Source organism: Geothrix sp. (assembly GCF_030219325.1).
Taxonomy (GTDB): domain Bacteria; phylum Acidobacteriota; class Holophagae; order Holophagales; family Holophagaceae; genus Geothrix.
On record NZ_CP126625.1, the window covers coordinates 3083887 to 3097905 of the forward strand.

Here is a 14019-nt window from a genome sequence, read left to right on the forward strand (position 1 = left end):
CCGAGCCTGGCCCCACGTGAATCGGCTTCGTCCTACTTCAGAGCCTTCGCCGCCAGCTCCAGCACGTCCGTCGTGGCCACGCCCTCGTGGTTGGTCTCGCCCGCCGCGTTATTCAGCATGACGTTGCAGAAGGGGCAGCCCACGGCGATGGTGGTGGCCTTGGTCTCCAGGGCCTGTTCGAAGCGCTCGTGGTTCACGCGCTTGCCCAGGTGCTCCTCCAGCCAGAAGCGTCCGCCACCCGCGCCGCAGCACATGGTGGCTTCGCCGTGCTTCTCCATCTCCGTGAGCTTCACGCCGGGGATGGCGTCGAGAATGGCGCGGGGCGCCTCCACCTGGCCGTTGATGCGGCTGAGGTAGCAGGGATCGTGGTAGGTGAGGTCCACATCCACGGTTTGTTCCATCTTCAGCTTGCCTTCGCCGATGAGCTTGGCCACCAGTTCGGTGCCGTGCACCACCTCGAAGTCACCGCCAAAGGCCGGGTACTCGTTCTTCAGAGTGTTGAGGCAGTGGGGACAGTTGGTGATGACCTTCTTGACGCCGTGACCCTTGAGCAGCTCCACGTTGGTTTCCGTGGCGGTCTGGAAGAGGTACTCGTTCCCCAGGCGCCGGGCGGATTCGCAGGTGCAGCTCTCCTCGGTGCCCAGGATGGCGAAGGAGACCTTGGCCGCCTTCAGCAGCTTCACCAGAGCCTGGGAGACCTTCTGCCCGGCGGCATCGTACGAACCCGCACAGCCCACCCAGAACAGATACTCGGCTTCGGGGTTGTCGGCGATGGTGGGCACTTCCAGTCCCTCGGCCCACTTGGCGCGGTCGGCCTGGGCCAGGTTCCAGGGGTTGCCCTGGCGCTCCATGCCCTTGAAAGCGACCTGGGCCTCCGCGGGGAAGTTGCTTTCTTCGAGGGTGAGGTAGCGGCGCATGCCGATGATCTTGTCCACGAAGCTGATCTGCAGGGGGCAGGCCCACTCGCAGTAGCCGCAGCTGGTGCAGGCCCAGATGGTGTCCTGGCTGATCCAGCCCTCCAGCTGCTCCTTGCTCCAGGGGGCCGCTTCCTCGTCGCGCTTCCAGTACGAGCCCTCAGGCACTGGGCCGCCGATGAGCAGGCGATCTTCGGGAACCGACTTGTCCTGGCCCATCTGGTCGAGGGGCGTGGCCTTCAGGTAGTCGCGCAGGTCGGTGCCAAAATCCTTCGGACGAAGGGGCTTGCCGGTGAGCGTCGTGGGGCAGTTCTCGAGGCAGCGGCCGCACTCCACGCAGGTGTAGAAGTCGAGCATCTGCTTCCAGGTGAAGTCCTGGATCTTGTTGATGCCGAAGTGCTCGGCCTCCATGTCCATGGGCTTGAGGTTCTTGTTGGGCTCCAGCTCGCGGAAGTAGATGTTGAACAGCGACGTGAACACGTGGAAGTGCTTGGAGTAGGGCAGGAAGTTGGCGAAGAAGTAGAGGATCGCCAGGTGCAGCCACCACATGCTCTTGTAGAGCACCAGCAGGCCCGTGCCGCCCAGGGGCCGCAGCAGGTTGGCGATGAAGAGGCTCGCGGGCGCCCAGGTCTTCCAGGCGGGGTTGTGCAGCCAGATGTAGGCGCCATCCGCCAGCAGGTCGGTGATCATCAGGCTGCCGATGAGGCTCAGGGTGGCCCAGGCGTCCCAGGAGTTCTCCAGGCGCCAGGGCTTCACCACCAGGCGGCGCCAGGCGGCCAGGCCCAGGCCCAGGAGCACCAGCACCTCGAAGATGTCCTTCGTGAACTGGTACCCATACCCGAAGCGACCCAGGGCCTCGGTCATGTGGAAGGCCGGGAAGAGGCCCTCCACCACCAGGCCGATGGAGCGCAGGGCCAGGACGCAGAAGCCCCAGAAGATGAGGATGTGGTAGAAGCCCGCGTACTTGTCGCGCACCATGCGCTTCTGCATGATGGCCAGCGTGAACACGCCCTTCAGGCGCACCCAGGGCTGGTCGAAGCGGTTATCCGGCAGGCCCGCCTTCAGCGTGGCCAGCCGCTGGCGGATGGTCCAGGCGAAGAAACCGGCGGCACCCAGGGTCATGAGCCAGAACAGAGCGATTTCCAGGGCCTTCATGGGCGACTCCTTGCGATGAGCGGTCTGTGCGGGCCCCGGCGTGGCCGGGGTCCTTCCATTGTCCCACCTGGTTATCAGGTATGTGGTCGAAGGCCCAGTGTACCGGTGGCCATGCGAAACTGAAGGCCCGACCTGGAGTCAGGTCCTGGAGCCCGAGTTGACCACGCCCCCCCCCCTTCATTTTGAAGCCGCGGTGACCCGCCCGCTGTCGGTGGTGTTCCGATCCGGCGAGGCCTGGGAGGGCCATGACTACACGGTGGAGGTGGTGACCGCGCGGCAGGGCCTGGACGGCTTCGACGTGGTGGTGGACTTCCGCGACCTGGAGGCGGCCCTGGACCGCAGCCTGGCCCCCCTGCAGGGACGGCTGCTCTCGGACCTGGGCCTGGATGGCCCCCTGGCCCTGGCCCGGCGCCTGCTGGCCGAACTCGCCCCCTTTGTCCCGGCCCCGGCCCGCCTCCGGGAGGTCGCGCTGACGGACGGGACGGGACGGCGGCTGGCGGTAAGGGCCTAGACCCCCATGCGCCCCTGGATCCCCCTGGCCGCGGTGGTCCTTGCCGTATCGCCGCTGGCTGTCGTGCATCCGGTTCGCGTGGCGGGGCGGAGCATGGAACCGGCGCTGAGGGATGACGACCTGCGCTGGGCGCTGAGGGCCTGGATCAGCCATGCCCCGAGACGCGGCGAAGTGTGGATCGTGGCGGGTCCAACGGGTTCGTCCGCGAAGCGCGTCATCGGTCTGCCGGGCGAAGCGGTCACCTGGCGGGGTCCCGATGTCTGGATCGACGGCCAGCGCCTCGACGAACCCTGGGTGACCCATCCCGAGCGCTCCGGCCAGGGCACCCTGACCTGTGGAGCGGGCTTCCTGGTTCTCGGCGACAACCGGCCCGAGAGCCAGGATGGACGGCGCTGGGGCCCACTCCCGCCCACGGCGATGCAGGGGCGGATCCTCTAAGAGCGTCCTCCCTCCAAGAGTCTTGAAATGAAAAAACAGCTATTTCGTGAGAATTGAATTAATTTTTCTCGGCTGTGATACGGTATTCCTCCGCTCGTTCCCGAGCATCTTGTAGGAGGCCGATCATGTCCCTGCAACGACTCTTCACGCGCACCATGGCCGCCGCCAGCCTGGCCGTGGCCCTGCCACTCCCGGCCCAGGAGGCGAAGCCGAAAGCCCCCACGGCCGATCAGCAGGCGATGATGGACGCTTGGCAGAAGGCCGCCGCACCGGGCCCGAACCACAAGCTCCTCGCCTCGCTCGCCGGCCAGTGGAACTTCGCCACCAAGATGTGGATGCAGCCCGGAGCTCCACCCGAGACGTCCACCGGCACCGCCGTCTACACGTCCTTGATGGACGGACGCTTCATCCAGGGGGAGTACAAGGGCACGTTCGGCGGCATGGCCTTCCAGGGTCTCGGACTCACGGGCTATGACAACGTGGCCAAGCACTTCACGGCCACCTGGGCCGACAACATGGGCACCTCCATCATGCTCATGACGGGAAAGTACGACCCCGCCGCCAAGACCTTCACCTACAAGGGCGACATGGTCAACGTGATGAAGCCGGGCACGATGGTGAAGGTCCGGCAGACCGTGAAGATCGCGGATGACGATTCCCACGTCATGGAGTGGTACGAAATCCGGGGCGGGAAAGAGGTCAAGACCATGGAGATCGCCTACACGCGCCAGAAGTAGGGGGGTTCCCCGGCGCGATGAGGCCCCAGCTTCCAGGCGGGCACCGGCCAGGTTGGGCTACGCTGGAAGGCTGGAGTTTCGATGGACCGACTGGTGATCCAAGGTGGACATCCCCTGCGGGGGCGCATCCGGGTGTCGGGTGCCAAGAACGCGGCGTTGCCGTGTCTGGCGGCGACGCTGCTGACCGCGGAACCGGTGGTCCTGTCCAACCTGCCCGCCGTGGCGGACATCCGCACCATGGTGAAGGTACTCCAGGCCCTGGGTACCGAGGCCTCCCTGGAGGCCCATCCCGATGGTTTCGAGCTCACGGCGAAGCTGGCCTGCGCCGGTTCGGAGGATCCGAAGGCCCCGTACGACCTGGTGAAGACCATGCGCGCCTCCATCCTGGTGCTGGGGCCCCTCCTCGCCCGGTTCGGCAAAGCCACGGTGAGCCTACCCGGCGGCTGCGCCATCGGCGCCCGCCCCGTGAACCTCCACCTGGAGGCCCTGGAGCGCATGGGCGCCCGCATCGAGATCAGCCACGGCTACATCCACGCCTCCGTGAAGGGGCGCCTGAAGGCCATCGACCACACCTTCGAGAAAGTGAGCGTGGGGGCCACGGAAAACATCCTCACCGCCGCCACCCTGGCCGAGGGCACCACGGTCCTGCGCAACGCCGCCCTGGAGCCCGAGATCGGCGACCTGGCCCGACTGCTGGTGGAGATGGGCGCCCAGATCGAGGGCATCGGCACGGGCACCCTCACCATCACGGGCGTGTCGGAGCTGCACGGCTGTGAGCACGCCGTCATCGCCGACCGCATCGAGGCCGGCACCTACCTCTGCGCCGTGGCCGCCGCCTGCGGCGACGTGGTGCTGGACCGCTGCGAACCGGAGCACCTGCGCTCGCTGCTGGACCTGCTGGAGCGTTCGGGCTGCGTCATCACGGAGCGCGAGGGCCAGGATGGCCGCCAGCTGCGCGTCCAGCGCGAACCGGGCCAGAAACTGCGCTCCAAGGATGTCACCACCCTGCCCTTCCCCGGTTTCCCCACGGACCTGCAGGCCCAGGTGATGGCCGTCATGACCCAGGCCTGCGGCATCAGCGTCATCAATGAGGGCATCTTCGAGAACCGCTTCCAGCACGCCATGGAGCTGGAGCGCCTGGGTGCCAACCTGCGCACGGACGGCCACACGGCCATCGTGGCGGGCCCCGCGGACCTGACGGGCTGCACCGTGATGGCCACGGACCTGCGCGCCAGCGCCGCCCTGGTGATCGCCGGCCTCGTGGCCCAGGGCGAGACCATCGTGGACCGCATCTACCACCTGGACCGCGGCTACTCGGGCCTGGAGAAGAAGCTCCAGGGCGTGGGTGCCCGCATCGAGCGGGTGGGCGGCGGCAAGGTCTAGGTTTCCGGGCCCCGCCATGCGTCGCGCCGATCGGCTCTTCCAGATCGTGCAGCTGCTGCGGCGGGATCGCGTGAGCACGGCCGCCCGCCTGGCCCGCGAACTGGGCATCAGCGAGCGCACCCTGTACCGGGACGTCGCGGACCTCATGGCCTCCGGCGTTCCCATCGAGAGCGAGGCGGGCGTGGGCTACCGCCTGCCCCGGCATTTCGATCTCCCGCCCTTCATGTTCAACGCGGAGGAAGGCGAGGCGCTGCTCCTGGGTGCGCGCATCGTGGCGGCCTGGGGGGATCCCTCGCTCCGGGAGGCCGCAGAGAGCCTCCTCCGGAAGGTGGAGGCGGTCCTACCGGCGGGACGCCGGAAGTCCCTGTCGGACCTCCCGTTCCTGGTTCCGGATTTCCATGTGCCGCCGGAGACCGCGCGCTTCCTCGGCGTGCTCCGCCAGGGACTGCGGGAGCAACGCCGCGTGCGGATCGCCTACGCCCGGGCGGATGGGACCAGCTCGGACCGGGTGGTGCAGCCGCTGGGTCTGATCTTCTGGGGCTACCGCTGGCACCTCGCGGCCTGGTGCGAGCTGCGCGAAGCCCTGCGCACCTTCCGCGTGGACCGGATCCAGGCTGGCGAGCTCATGGACGCCTTCCAGCCCACGCGCGGCCAGGATCTGGAGAGCTACCTCGGGCGCATGCGGGCCGAGAATCCGGCTGGGGCCTGATCTCTCCTGCCACCAGGCTGTCAGGAGCCCTGCGCCATGCTCAGGCCTCAACCCAAGGAGCCCCCATGTCCATCTCCCAATCCCTTCTTCCCGAGTTCGGGCACGAAATGGCCGGCCTCCGCCGGGTGATCGAGCGCATCCCCGCGGACCGCATGGACTTCCGTCCCCACCCCAAGTCCTTCAGCCTCCACGATCTGGCCAACCACCTGGTCACGGTGCCGGGCTGGGCCCACACCACGATGACGGAGACGGAGCTGGATTTCGGACTCCCCGAGACCCGGGCCAGGCAGCCCAAGCCCAGCGATACGGTGGAAGGCCTGCTCCGAACCCTCGATGCGGGTGTGGAAAAAGCGCTGGAGGCGCTCTCCAGTGCAAGTGATGAGGACTTTCAGGTGATCTGGACCCTGAAGAATGAAGGCCAGGTGATCCTCGCCATGCCGCGCATCGCCGTCTACCGCGGCTTCGTCATGAACCATCTCGTCCACCACCGGGCCCAGCTCAGCGTCTACCTGCGCCTGCTGGACGTGCCGGTGCCGTCCCTGTACGGACCCAGCGCCGACGAGGGTTGAGGGGAGAGGGGCAACTCCCCACCTCCGGCCGATTCCCCATTCCCTGTGACGACTGCCACCCGGTCGCTGGGTTACACTGAATTTACGATCGGGGGATCCATGTTCGGCGAGATGAAGGTCTTTTCCGGGAGCAGCCACCCGGAGCTGGCGAGGGGCATCGCGACCCACATGGGCATGCCCCTGGGCCGCCTCAAGGTGACCCGGTTCTCGAACGAGAACATCAAGGTGAAGATCGAGGAGAACGTCCGCGAGGCGGATGTCTTCGTGATCCAGTCCTCCTGCCCCCCCGTCAGCGACAACCTGATGGAGATGCTGATCCTCATCGACGCGCTGAAGTTCGCGTCCGCCGCCCGCATCACCGCCGTCCTGCCCTACTTCCCCTACGCCCGCAGCGACAAGAAGGACGAGGCGCGCATTTCCATCACGGCCCGCCTGGTGGCCGACCTGCTGGAAACCGCCGGCGCGGACCGGGTGCTCACCATGACCCTGCATGCCCCCCAAATCCTCGGTTTCTTCCGCAAGCCCGCCGACCAGCTGCTGGCCACGCCCATCCTCACCAACTACTTCCTGACCAAGGACCTCGGCAACACCACGGTGGTGGCCACGGATGCCGGCGCCGCCAAGTTCGCCGGCCACTTCGCCAAGCGCCTGTCGGTGCCCATGGCCATCATCGACAAGCGCCGCTTCGATGACTCCGAGAAGGCCCAGAGCGTGGCCCTCATCGGCGACGTGAAGGGGCGCGACGCCATCATCTACGATGACGAGATCGCCACCGGCGGCTCCATCAAGGAGGCCGCCCGCATCCTCCGCGAGCTGGGCGCCAAGTCCGTGCGCGTGGGCGTCACCCATCCCGTGTTCTCGGGCAACGCGCTGGAGACGCTCAACTCCGCGAACCTGGACGAGCTGGTGGTCACGGACAGCATCCCGGTGTCCCCCGAGCGCGCCAAGGCCATGCCCTACCTCAAGGTGCTCTCCACCGCGGCGCTCTTCGGCGACGCGATCCTGCGCATCCACGGAGGACGGAGCATCAGCGAGATGATGGACTGATGGACTCACTCCTCGGCCCCATCGAGGCTGTCCCCAGCCTCGAGCTGCTGGGGCCTCAGGGGTCCGAGATCATCCGGCTCTTCACCCGGCCCTTCCTGCTGATGCACCGGGCCTCGGAGCTGTACACCGCCCGGATCTGCCTGCTGCTGCTCCTGGATCTGGGTTGGGAGGACCGGCTCCGGGCCGGAACCACGCTTGATCAGCTCTGCCTTGGGCTGTCTGACCAGGTCCGGAAACCCCTGGCCTGGATGCTGCCCTTCCTCACCTATGAGGGCCTGCTCACCCGGATGGGCGAGGTCTACACCTTGAGCGGCAACCCGCCCCTGGACCTGGCCGGGATCCGCGCCCTCATGGAGGCCGAGGCCCCGGACCACGGCGTCAATTTCGATCTGCTCGACGGCGTGCGCGAGCGGATCCGCCCCTACTTCACCGAAGGGAAGGCCGGCGAGGGCCTGCTCTTCGACCTGACGCTCTTCCCCCTCTGGCTCTCCTACTTCCGCAACGAGAACCTGTGCTACTACCCCAACAACCTGCTCGCCCTGCTGGCCCTGCGCGAGCAGCTGCCAGAAGGGGCCCGGGTGATGGAGCTGGGTGCCGGTGCCGGCTCCTTCGCCCAGCTGGTGGCGTGGAAGGGCGCGGAGGAGGGCTGGCTCGCCCGCATCGCTGAGTACCGCTTCACGGATGTGGCCCCGACCTTCCTGCGCCGCGCCCAGCGCGAGTTGAAGGCCGCCGCCCCGGGCCTTCCCCTCAGCTTCCAGGCGCTGGACCTGAACCGCCCGCTCGAAGACCAGGGCATCGGGCCCGCCAGCCTGGATGCCATCGTGGGCATCAACGTGCTGCACGTGGCCCAGGACCTCGAAGCCACCCTGGGCGACCTGCGGAGCCGGCTGAAACCATCCGGCCGCCTGGTGATCGGGGAGTGCCTGAAGCCCACCCTGGACCAGCCCCTCTACCTGGAGTTCTTCTTCAACTTCATCAAGAGCTTCACCGAGGTCACCCTGGATCCCCGCTGGCGTCCCCGCCATGGCTTCCTCACGCCGGAGGCCTGGGACGAGGCCCTGCGCCACGCCGGGTTCGCCCAGATCGCGCATACCCCGCCGCCCCGCCCCCTCATGGACCGGCACCCGAACTTCACCGTGGGGGCCCTTACGGCCCGGGCTTAGGCAAAGGTGGCGATCCTCGCGAGACCCGTAGTCGTCAGCAGCTCGCCGGCCTCGGTGATGAGAGCGCCCTCCACCGAGGTCGAGGATTCGAGCAGGTGCAGCCCGCGCTGCGGCCCCAGCAGGAAGGTGGCCGTGGACAACCGCCCCGCCTCGAAGGCCGTGGGCGCCACCACCGTGACTGAGGCGAGGCCCCGGGCGGGGTGCCCCGTGGTGGCATCCAGGAGGTGGTGGTAGCGGATGCCCTCCACCTCGAAGCCGCGTTCATAGTCGCCCGAGGTCGCGATGCCGCAGTCCCCCTTCGCCCGGATGGCGAGCCGGAAGCGGTCGCGGTCGCGGGGGTCCTGCACGCCGATGACCCAGGGCTTCCGATCGCCACGCGACCCCACGGTGCGCACATCCCCCAGCAGGTTCACCAGGGCCGATTCCGCGCCTCCCGCCCGGAGCAGTTCCGCCACCCGGTCCGCCGCATACTCCTTGCCCACGCCGCCGAGATCCAGTTCCATGCCCCGCCGCGCCAGCCGGACCGTGCCGCAGCGCAGCTCCACGGCGCCGGCATCCACGCAGGGCAGCAGGGCCTGGATGGCCTTCTCGGCGGGCACCACGCCCTTCCGGAAATCCCAGACCCGCCGGAGCACGCCCACCGTGGGGTCGAACCGGCCCTCCGTGAGCACGGCCAGGTCCAGCGCGGCCCTCACGAGGCCCTCGGTCTCGTCATCGATGATCACCGGCGCACCGCCTGCTTCGGTGTTGATCTCCGAAATCACGCTGGTCGGACGGTAGCGGGAAAACTTGGCTTCGATCCGCCGGGCTTCGGCCACGGCCGCCTGCATGAGGGTCGTCGCCGCGTCCTGGCCACGGACATCCACGAACTTCACCTCCGCCTCGCCGCCCATGAGGGGGAAGCGGGCCTGGTAGAGCGTCCGTGACTCCGGCGCCGTCAGTACTGCCACTTCAGGCTCAGGGTGGCGGTGGTGGTGTTGACGTCTGCCGCGGAGGTCGTGGGGCCTGCGTAGACAGCGGGAGAGCTCCCGGTGGCGGCGGTCTGCAGCGGCGTCACCGGGTTCTTGCCCTGCTGGATCTGGTAGGTGGCCCCGAGGCTTAGCGTCAGTCCCTCCGAGAGTTCGGTGGAGATGGCGCAACCGAGCAGGACGCTGCTGAAGGCCGAGAGCCGGTAGTCCGAGGACATGTAGGTCTGGGGGGCGGCGAACCTGGCGTCGTAGAAGGTGGCGGCGTTCTGGCTGTAGAGGCGCACCCGGGGCGTGAGGATCCAGCCCTCGTCGAGGTGCTGGTCGTAGGTGAAGTCCAGGGTGTGGGCCTTGAGGCCCCAGTCGTCGCGGTAGAAGCGGTACGTGGTCTTGAGGGCGCCGTCCCACTCGAAGTAGTGTGCCTGCTTGACGAAGTAGGCATCCCGCGCGCGGGTGTCCGGGCGGCGCTCGGGCGCCGTGGTGATGCCGACCGGCACGATGAGATAGGGCTCGTTGAGATCGCCCTTGAGGTTCATGCGGGAGAGGCCCACATCCAGCAGGTCGTCCTCGCCCAGCACCCAGGTCCATCCCAGCGAGTAGCCGTGGGTCTTCTTCGGCTGGCGGAGGGTGCTGGTCACCGGCGCCACGGTGTCGTCGGACAGGGAGATGCCGTAGTGGAGGGTGCCGCGGCCCTCGAACAGGGTCCAGGCATCGGAGAGGCCGTAGCCCCGGGCGATGTAGTCCTTCTCCACCGAGTGGGAGAGGTCCACCGTGGGCAGGTGGGCGCCGAAGCGGCGGCTGTAGGTGATCCCTTCGGATTTCCGCTCGTCGGTGTACTGCGCCATCGGGATCTTGCCGGCCGCGTTCGTGCTGGTCTGGCCCGAGGCCGAGGTGCTGGTGGTCACGCTGAGGGTCGGATAGGCGCCCGTGGGCGAGGCGCCGGAGATGCTGTCGTGGGAGAGCAGCAGGTCGATCTGGCCGAGGGCCTCGCTGAACTCGTGGTGGAGCAGGAGGGTGGGGTTCTGGACCCGCGTCCGGCCATCGGACTCGCTGTAGAACAGATAGCGCAGCTCCACGAAGGACTGGGCCCGGGCGACCCGACCGCCCAGCATGCCGAGGCCCGCGACCATCCATGGCATGCCCCGCAGGACCAGGCGGCTCCTGCGCCGGAGGATGAAGGCGCGTTCAGTTGCAGCCACAGCCACCTCCCGCCGCGCCGCCATTGCCCGCGGCCCCTTCCTTGCTGGCATGGACGTGTTCCCGCAGGAGGGCCGTGAGCCGGTCGCCATCGAGGGCCATGATGGGATCCGCCAGGTGGCCGCGCCGCCAGGCCTTGAGGGCGCCCGTGGCCTGCAGCCCAGCCGCGACGCGGACTTCACCCGCCGCGGCGCCTCCCGCCAGCAAGGCGGCCACGATGGCGGCCTCCTCCTGGGCGTGCGAGCCCCCCTCGAAGCGGGCGGCGATGCGGCCTTCCCGGTCAAGGATGAAGGTCGTGGGCATGGCCACCACCGAGAAGGCCTCGCCGGTCTGGCCCGCCGGATCGTGGAGGATCGTGAACCGCACGGGCACCTTCTCCAGGAAGGTCGCCACGGCGCTGGCATCCGCGTCCAGGGAGATGCCCACCACGCGCACCCCCTGGCCTGCGAACCGCGCCTGGAGGGCATCCAGTTCCGGCAGGCTCTTGCGGCAGGGGCCGCACCAGGAAGCCCAGAAATCCACCACCACCACCTGCCCCCTGAGGGCTTCCAGGGAGAAGGCCTTCCCCCCCTGGTCTTTCAGCTGGATGGCCGGAGCGGGACCACCCGGTCCGGCGGCATGGAGCAGGGCGCCCATCATCAGCAGGAGGGCGGCCAGGGGCCGGTGGAGCGGAAACCGTGGGTGCATGGATCTCCAGATGCAGAAAGATCCGGTGGAGGGAACCATCGGATCCGGGGGTGGGGGAAGGCCTGTGACTCATTGTGTGCGGGATCTCTCGCAAAGGATCCCTGAGAATGTGTTTCAACACACATGCGGCACCCCGGGGGGTGCCGCATGCAGTCGGGAAGGGTCGACGATCAGAATCCGGAGAACACGACCACGGAGTAGGCCGCGTAGGTGCCATCGGGCTTGGGCACCACGGCCACCCGGGTCACGGCGGGGGCGACGAGCTTGGTGGCCCAGGCGCTCTCGGGAATGGCCGTCACGGTGATGACGCCGGACTGGTTCGCCACTTCGAGGACGGCGGGCTGCATGCCCACGGTGGTGTTCAGGCTGACCGTGATGTTCTGCGTGGCCGCGGCGGAGTTGGTGAAGGTGAAGCCGAGCTGCCCGCCATTGTACGAGGTGCTGATGGTGCCCTTGGGCAGCGCCACGGGCAGGAAGATCGCGTTGTTGGCATCCCAGGCGCTGGTGCCGCTGTTCCAGACCAGGTCGCTCACGCCACGGACCCTGACGTCACCCGAGCCGGCGCAGGCAGCCGCGAAGGCGCCGCTGCTCGTGGAGGTCACGCCGGGGAAGCCGAGATACCACCAGGTGAAGGGATTGGCGTAGGCGTGGACCCGGTCGCCGGCCACAGGGTGGGTGTAGGTGAACTGGGTGGCGTCCGCCACCTTGATGGCACCGCCATCCACGGCCCGCTGGATGTTCACGGACTTGGCGTGCATCGGCACCTGCAGCGGATCTTTCACGTCCACCTGGACCTTGAAGCCCACCCACACATCGGCCAGGGTGGCCGTTCCAGTCCCGAGGGTCTGGTCCGTGCGGAAGGTGAAGGTGGTGTCGGCATCGATGGCGATGGCGCGGGGCACGCTGGCATTGGTGCTGACCAGCAGCTTGTTGTTCACGCGGTCCACCCCGACGACGTGACCCTCGGGGGTCCAGCCCGGCAGGGCGTTGACGCCGTACCACACCCGCACCGCCCAGAGGCTGCCGTCGCTCTGCATGCGCAGAGACACCAGCGCGTTCTTGCCCGCCGCCAGGCCTGCGAAGCTGCCCACGGTCTTGGTGTCCGCATCGAAGAACCAGGCGCCGGCGCCCACGTTCACGGTGAGGTCGTTCCCGCTGTCCGTGTGCAGCACGAAGCTGGAGGCGCCGACGGAGGCGATGGTGCCGCGGCGGTGCCGGAACATCATCTGGCCCATGCCCATCATGCCGTTCGGGTTGGGACGATGCTTGACCTGCAGGTTCAGGACCCAGTCGCCGTTGGGCAGCTGGACCAGGAAGAGGGGATGGCCCAGGTCGAAGTCGATCTGCACGGCATTGCTGCCGGTGGTGGTCACCACCAGGTCCGTCTCGAGAGCGACGAGCACGCTGGCGCCGTTCACGTGCACCTGGCCGGCGGGCACGGTGGTGCCATCGGCCTTCACCAGGTTCACGCTCGCGGGATCGATGGTGACGCGCAGCGCGTCATAGGTGCCCACGGGAAGCTGGGCGGTGGCGAGCAGCTCGCCCACGCTGTCGAGGTCCACCAGGTTGATCTTGGCGGTGGCGCCCTCGAAGGCCACGACTTCCTTGGCATGGTCGGCCTTGCTCCGCAGGGTGATCTTGGTGACCACCACCTCGACGGCCGACCACTGGTCCGAGGGGGCGTCGGTCAGGATGATCGAGGCCGAGCCGGTGGCCACGGGGGCCGGGGACGAGGAGCCGCTGCTGCCACCGCAGGCCACGGTCAGGGCCAGGGTGGTGAGGGCGGGCACCGCCAGCAGGGAGAAGGTCTTGAGCGAAGGGCGCATGGGGATCTCCAGAGGTCGGAGCCGGGGCTCCAGATGAGAGGGTGAGGAATCGGACAACTCCACTGACCCGGGCCGGCGGAAAAGGGTTGATGGAAGAAAGTTGGGATGGCCCTGGTCCTTGTCTTGCAATACTTCCAGCCATGGCCACCACCCTGCGGGACCTGCTCATCCAGCGCGCCGCCCGGCTCCAGGACCGTCCCGCCCTGACCGCCCCGGATTGGGGCACCTTGAGTTACGCCCAGCTCCGCAACCGGGCCGAGGGGGTGGCCCTGGGGCTCCTGGCCATGGATCCGCCGGCGGCCGCATTCAGTGCCACGGGCACCCCCTGGGATTGGGTCGCCGAGTTGGCGGCGGCCGCCTCGGGCCTGGCCTGGGACCCCGCCGGGCAGGCCGTGCCTCCCGAAGTGCTGGGAGGACCGCGGTTCAACGACGAAAGCGGCCGGGGCCCCTACCATGCCCGGGATCAGATGGTGGGAGCCGCCACGCCCTTCACTTCCGGGCTGGACCATGCCGGCCTGATGGCCCGGCTCCGCCGCCTCAATGTCCGCCTGGGCTGGGACCACGACACCCGCGTGCCGCTGCCGCTGGCGAGGTGGGGCGAGCCGGCGCTGCGGGCCGCCCTCTGGAGCGCCCTCTACGCGGGAGCCCATGCGGTGCTCGAGACTTCCCGATGGGATGCGGGTCCCTTCGAAGGGTTCTGGCAGATCTAGGGCCCCGA

General features: G+C 68.2%; 14 protein-coding genes. 9 read left to right on the forward strand and 5 right to left on the reverse strand.

Annotation, left to right across the window (positions count from 1 at the left end; all coding sequences use genetic code 11):
* Positions 1 to 32: 32 nt before the first annotated feature.
* Positions 33 to 2069, reverse strand: coding sequence for a (Fe-S)-binding protein (locus QOZ81_RS13715; protein WP_291205226.1), 2037 nt, complete (start codon positions 2067 to 2069; stop codon positions 33 to 35).
* A gap of 157 nt (positions 2070 to 2226) precedes the next feature.
* Between QOZ81_RS13715 and QOZ81_RS13720 the strand changes: the two genes are divergently transcribed.
* The 8 genes from QOZ81_RS13720 to QOZ81_RS13755 all read left to right on the forward strand — a co-directional run bounded on the left by QOZ81_RS13720 (position 2227) and on the right by QOZ81_RS13755 (position 8626).
* Complete coding sequence (locus tag QOZ81_RS13720; protein ID WP_291205223.1) at positions 2227 to 2580, forward strand: 6-carboxytetrahydropterin synthase; 354 nt, start codon at positions 2227 to 2229, stop codon at positions 2578 to 2580.
* Between the two features lie 6 nt (positions 2581 to 2586).
* Positions 2587 to 3018, forward strand: a complete 432-nt coding sequence (gene lepB, locus QOZ81_RS13725) for a signal peptidase I (protein WP_291205221.1) — start codon at positions 2587 to 2589, stop codon at positions 3016 to 3018.
* A gap of 125 nt (positions 3019 to 3143) precedes the next feature.
* Positions 3144 to 3755, forward strand: a complete 612-nt coding sequence (locus tag QOZ81_RS13730; protein WP_291205214.1) for a DUF1579 domain-containing protein — start codon at positions 3144 to 3146, stop codon at positions 3753 to 3755.
* 81 nt (positions 3756 to 3836) lie between these two features.
* Complete coding sequence (murA, locus tag QOZ81_RS13735; RefSeq protein ID WP_291205211.1) at positions 3837 to 5138, forward strand: UDP-N-acetylglucosamine 1-carboxyvinyltransferase; 1302 nt, start codon at positions 3837 to 3839, stop codon at positions 5136 to 5138.
* Between the two features lie 16 nt (positions 5139 to 5154).
* Positions 5155 to 5847: a helix-turn-helix transcriptional regulator gene (locus QOZ81_RS13740; RefSeq protein WP_291205208.1), complete on the forward strand. Its 693-nt coding sequence runs from the start codon at positions 5155 to 5157 to the stop codon at positions 5845 to 5847.
* Positions 5848 to 5912: 65 nt separating this feature from the next.
* On the forward strand, positions 5913 to 6416 hold the full coding sequence (locus tag QOZ81_RS13745; RefSeq protein WP_291205205.1) for a DinB family protein: 504 nt from the start codon (positions 5913 to 5915) through the stop codon (positions 6414 to 6416).
* A 99-nt stretch (positions 6417 to 6515) separates the two neighbouring features.
* Positions 6516 to 7463, forward strand: coding sequence for a ribose-phosphate diphosphokinase (locus tag QOZ81_RS13750; RefSeq protein ID WP_291205202.1), 948 nt, complete (start codon positions 6516 to 6518; stop codon positions 7461 to 7463).
* Positions 7463 to 8626, forward strand: a complete 1164-nt coding sequence (locus QOZ81_RS13755) for a class I SAM-dependent methyltransferase (RefSeq protein ID WP_291205199.1) — start codon at positions 7463 to 7465, stop codon at positions 8624 to 8626. The genes QOZ81_RS13750 and QOZ81_RS13755 overlap by 1 nt, the downstream gene beginning before the upstream one ends.
* Here QOZ81_RS13755 and QOZ81_RS13760 read toward each other — a convergent pair.
* The 4 genes from QOZ81_RS13760 to QOZ81_RS13775 all read right to left on the reverse strand — a co-directional run bounded on the left by QOZ81_RS13760 (position 8623) and on the right by QOZ81_RS13775 (position 13301).
* Positions 8623 to 9576: an FAD:protein FMN transferase gene (locus QOZ81_RS13760; protein ID WP_291205196.1), complete on the reverse strand. Its 954-nt coding sequence runs from the start codon at positions 9574 to 9576 to the stop codon at positions 8623 to 8625. The two genes, QOZ81_RS13755 and QOZ81_RS13760, sit on opposite strands and share 4 nt — an antisense overlap.
* Positions 9564 to 10790 (reverse strand): DUF3570 domain-containing protein, encoded by a 1227-nt coding sequence (locus QOZ81_RS13765; RefSeq protein WP_291205193.1) that lies wholly within the window; start codon positions 10788 to 10790, stop codon positions 9564 to 9566. The genes QOZ81_RS13760 and QOZ81_RS13765 overlap by 13 nt, the downstream gene beginning before the upstream one ends.
* The gene (locus QOZ81_RS13770) at positions 10777 to 11475 is read right to left on the reverse strand and encodes a redoxin family protein (protein WP_291205190.1); all 699 of its coding nucleotides are present in this window, start codon (positions 11473 to 11475) and stop codon (positions 10777 to 10779) included. Before QOZ81_RS13770 ends, QOZ81_RS13765 begins: the two co-directional genes overlap by 14 nt.
* A gap of 170 nt (positions 11476 to 11645) precedes the next feature.
* Positions 11646 to 13301 (reverse strand): DUF4382 domain-containing protein, encoded by a 1656-nt coding sequence (locus tag QOZ81_RS13775; RefSeq protein ID WP_291205187.1) that lies wholly within the window; start codon positions 13299 to 13301, stop codon positions 11646 to 11648.
* Between the two features lie 140 nt (positions 13302 to 13441).
* Here QOZ81_RS13775 and QOZ81_RS13780 point away from each other — a divergent pair, with 140 nt between their 5' ends.
* Complete coding sequence (locus QOZ81_RS13780) at positions 13442 to 14011, forward strand: hypothetical protein (protein WP_291205184.1); 570 nt, start codon at positions 13442 to 13444, stop codon at positions 14009 to 14011.
* Positions 14012 to 14019 lie beyond the last annotated feature (8 nt).

Coding starts and splice junctions, on each gene's coding strand:
- lepB (WP_291205221.1), top strand. CDS start 2,587: ATGCGCCCCTGGATCCCCCTGGCCGCGGTGGTCCTTGCCGTATCGCCG.
- QOZ81_RS13745 (WP_291205205.1), top strand. CDS start 5,913: ATGTCCATCTCCCAATCCCTTCTTCCCGAGTTCGGGCACGAAATGGCC.
- QOZ81_RS13715 (WP_291205226.1), bottom strand. CDS start 2,069: ATGAAGGCCCTGGAAATCGCTCTGTTCTGGCTCATGACCCTGGGTGCC.
- QOZ81_RS13775 (WP_291205187.1), bottom strand. CDS start 13,301: ATGCGCCCTTCGCTCAAGACCTTCTCCCTGCTGGCGGTGCCCGCCCTC.
- murA (WP_291205211.1), top strand. CDS start 3,837: ATGGACCGACTGGTGATCCAAGGTGGACATCCCCTGCGGGGGCGCATC.
- QOZ81_RS13780 (WP_291205184.1), top strand. CDS start 13,442: ATGGCCACCACCCTGCGGGACCTGCTCATCCAGCGCGCCGCCCGGCTC.
- QOZ81_RS13740 (WP_291205208.1), top strand. CDS start 5,155: ATGCGTCGCGCCGATCGGCTCTTCCAGATCGTGCAGCTGCTGCGGCGG.
- QOZ81_RS13770 (WP_291205190.1), bottom strand. CDS start 11,475: ATGCACCCACGGTTTCCGCTCCACCGGCCCCTGGCCGCCCTCCTGCTG.
- QOZ81_RS13730 (WP_291205214.1), top strand. CDS start 3,144: ATGTCCCTGCAACGACTCTTCACGCGCACCATGGCCGCCGCCAGCCTG.
- QOZ81_RS13755 (WP_291205199.1), top strand. CDS start 7,463: ATGGACTCACTCCTCGGCCCCATCGAGGCTGTCCCCAGCCTCGAGCTG.
- QOZ81_RS13750 (WP_291205202.1), top strand. CDS start 6,516: ATGTTCGGCGAGATGAAGGTCTTTTCCGGGAGCAGCCACCCGGAGCTG.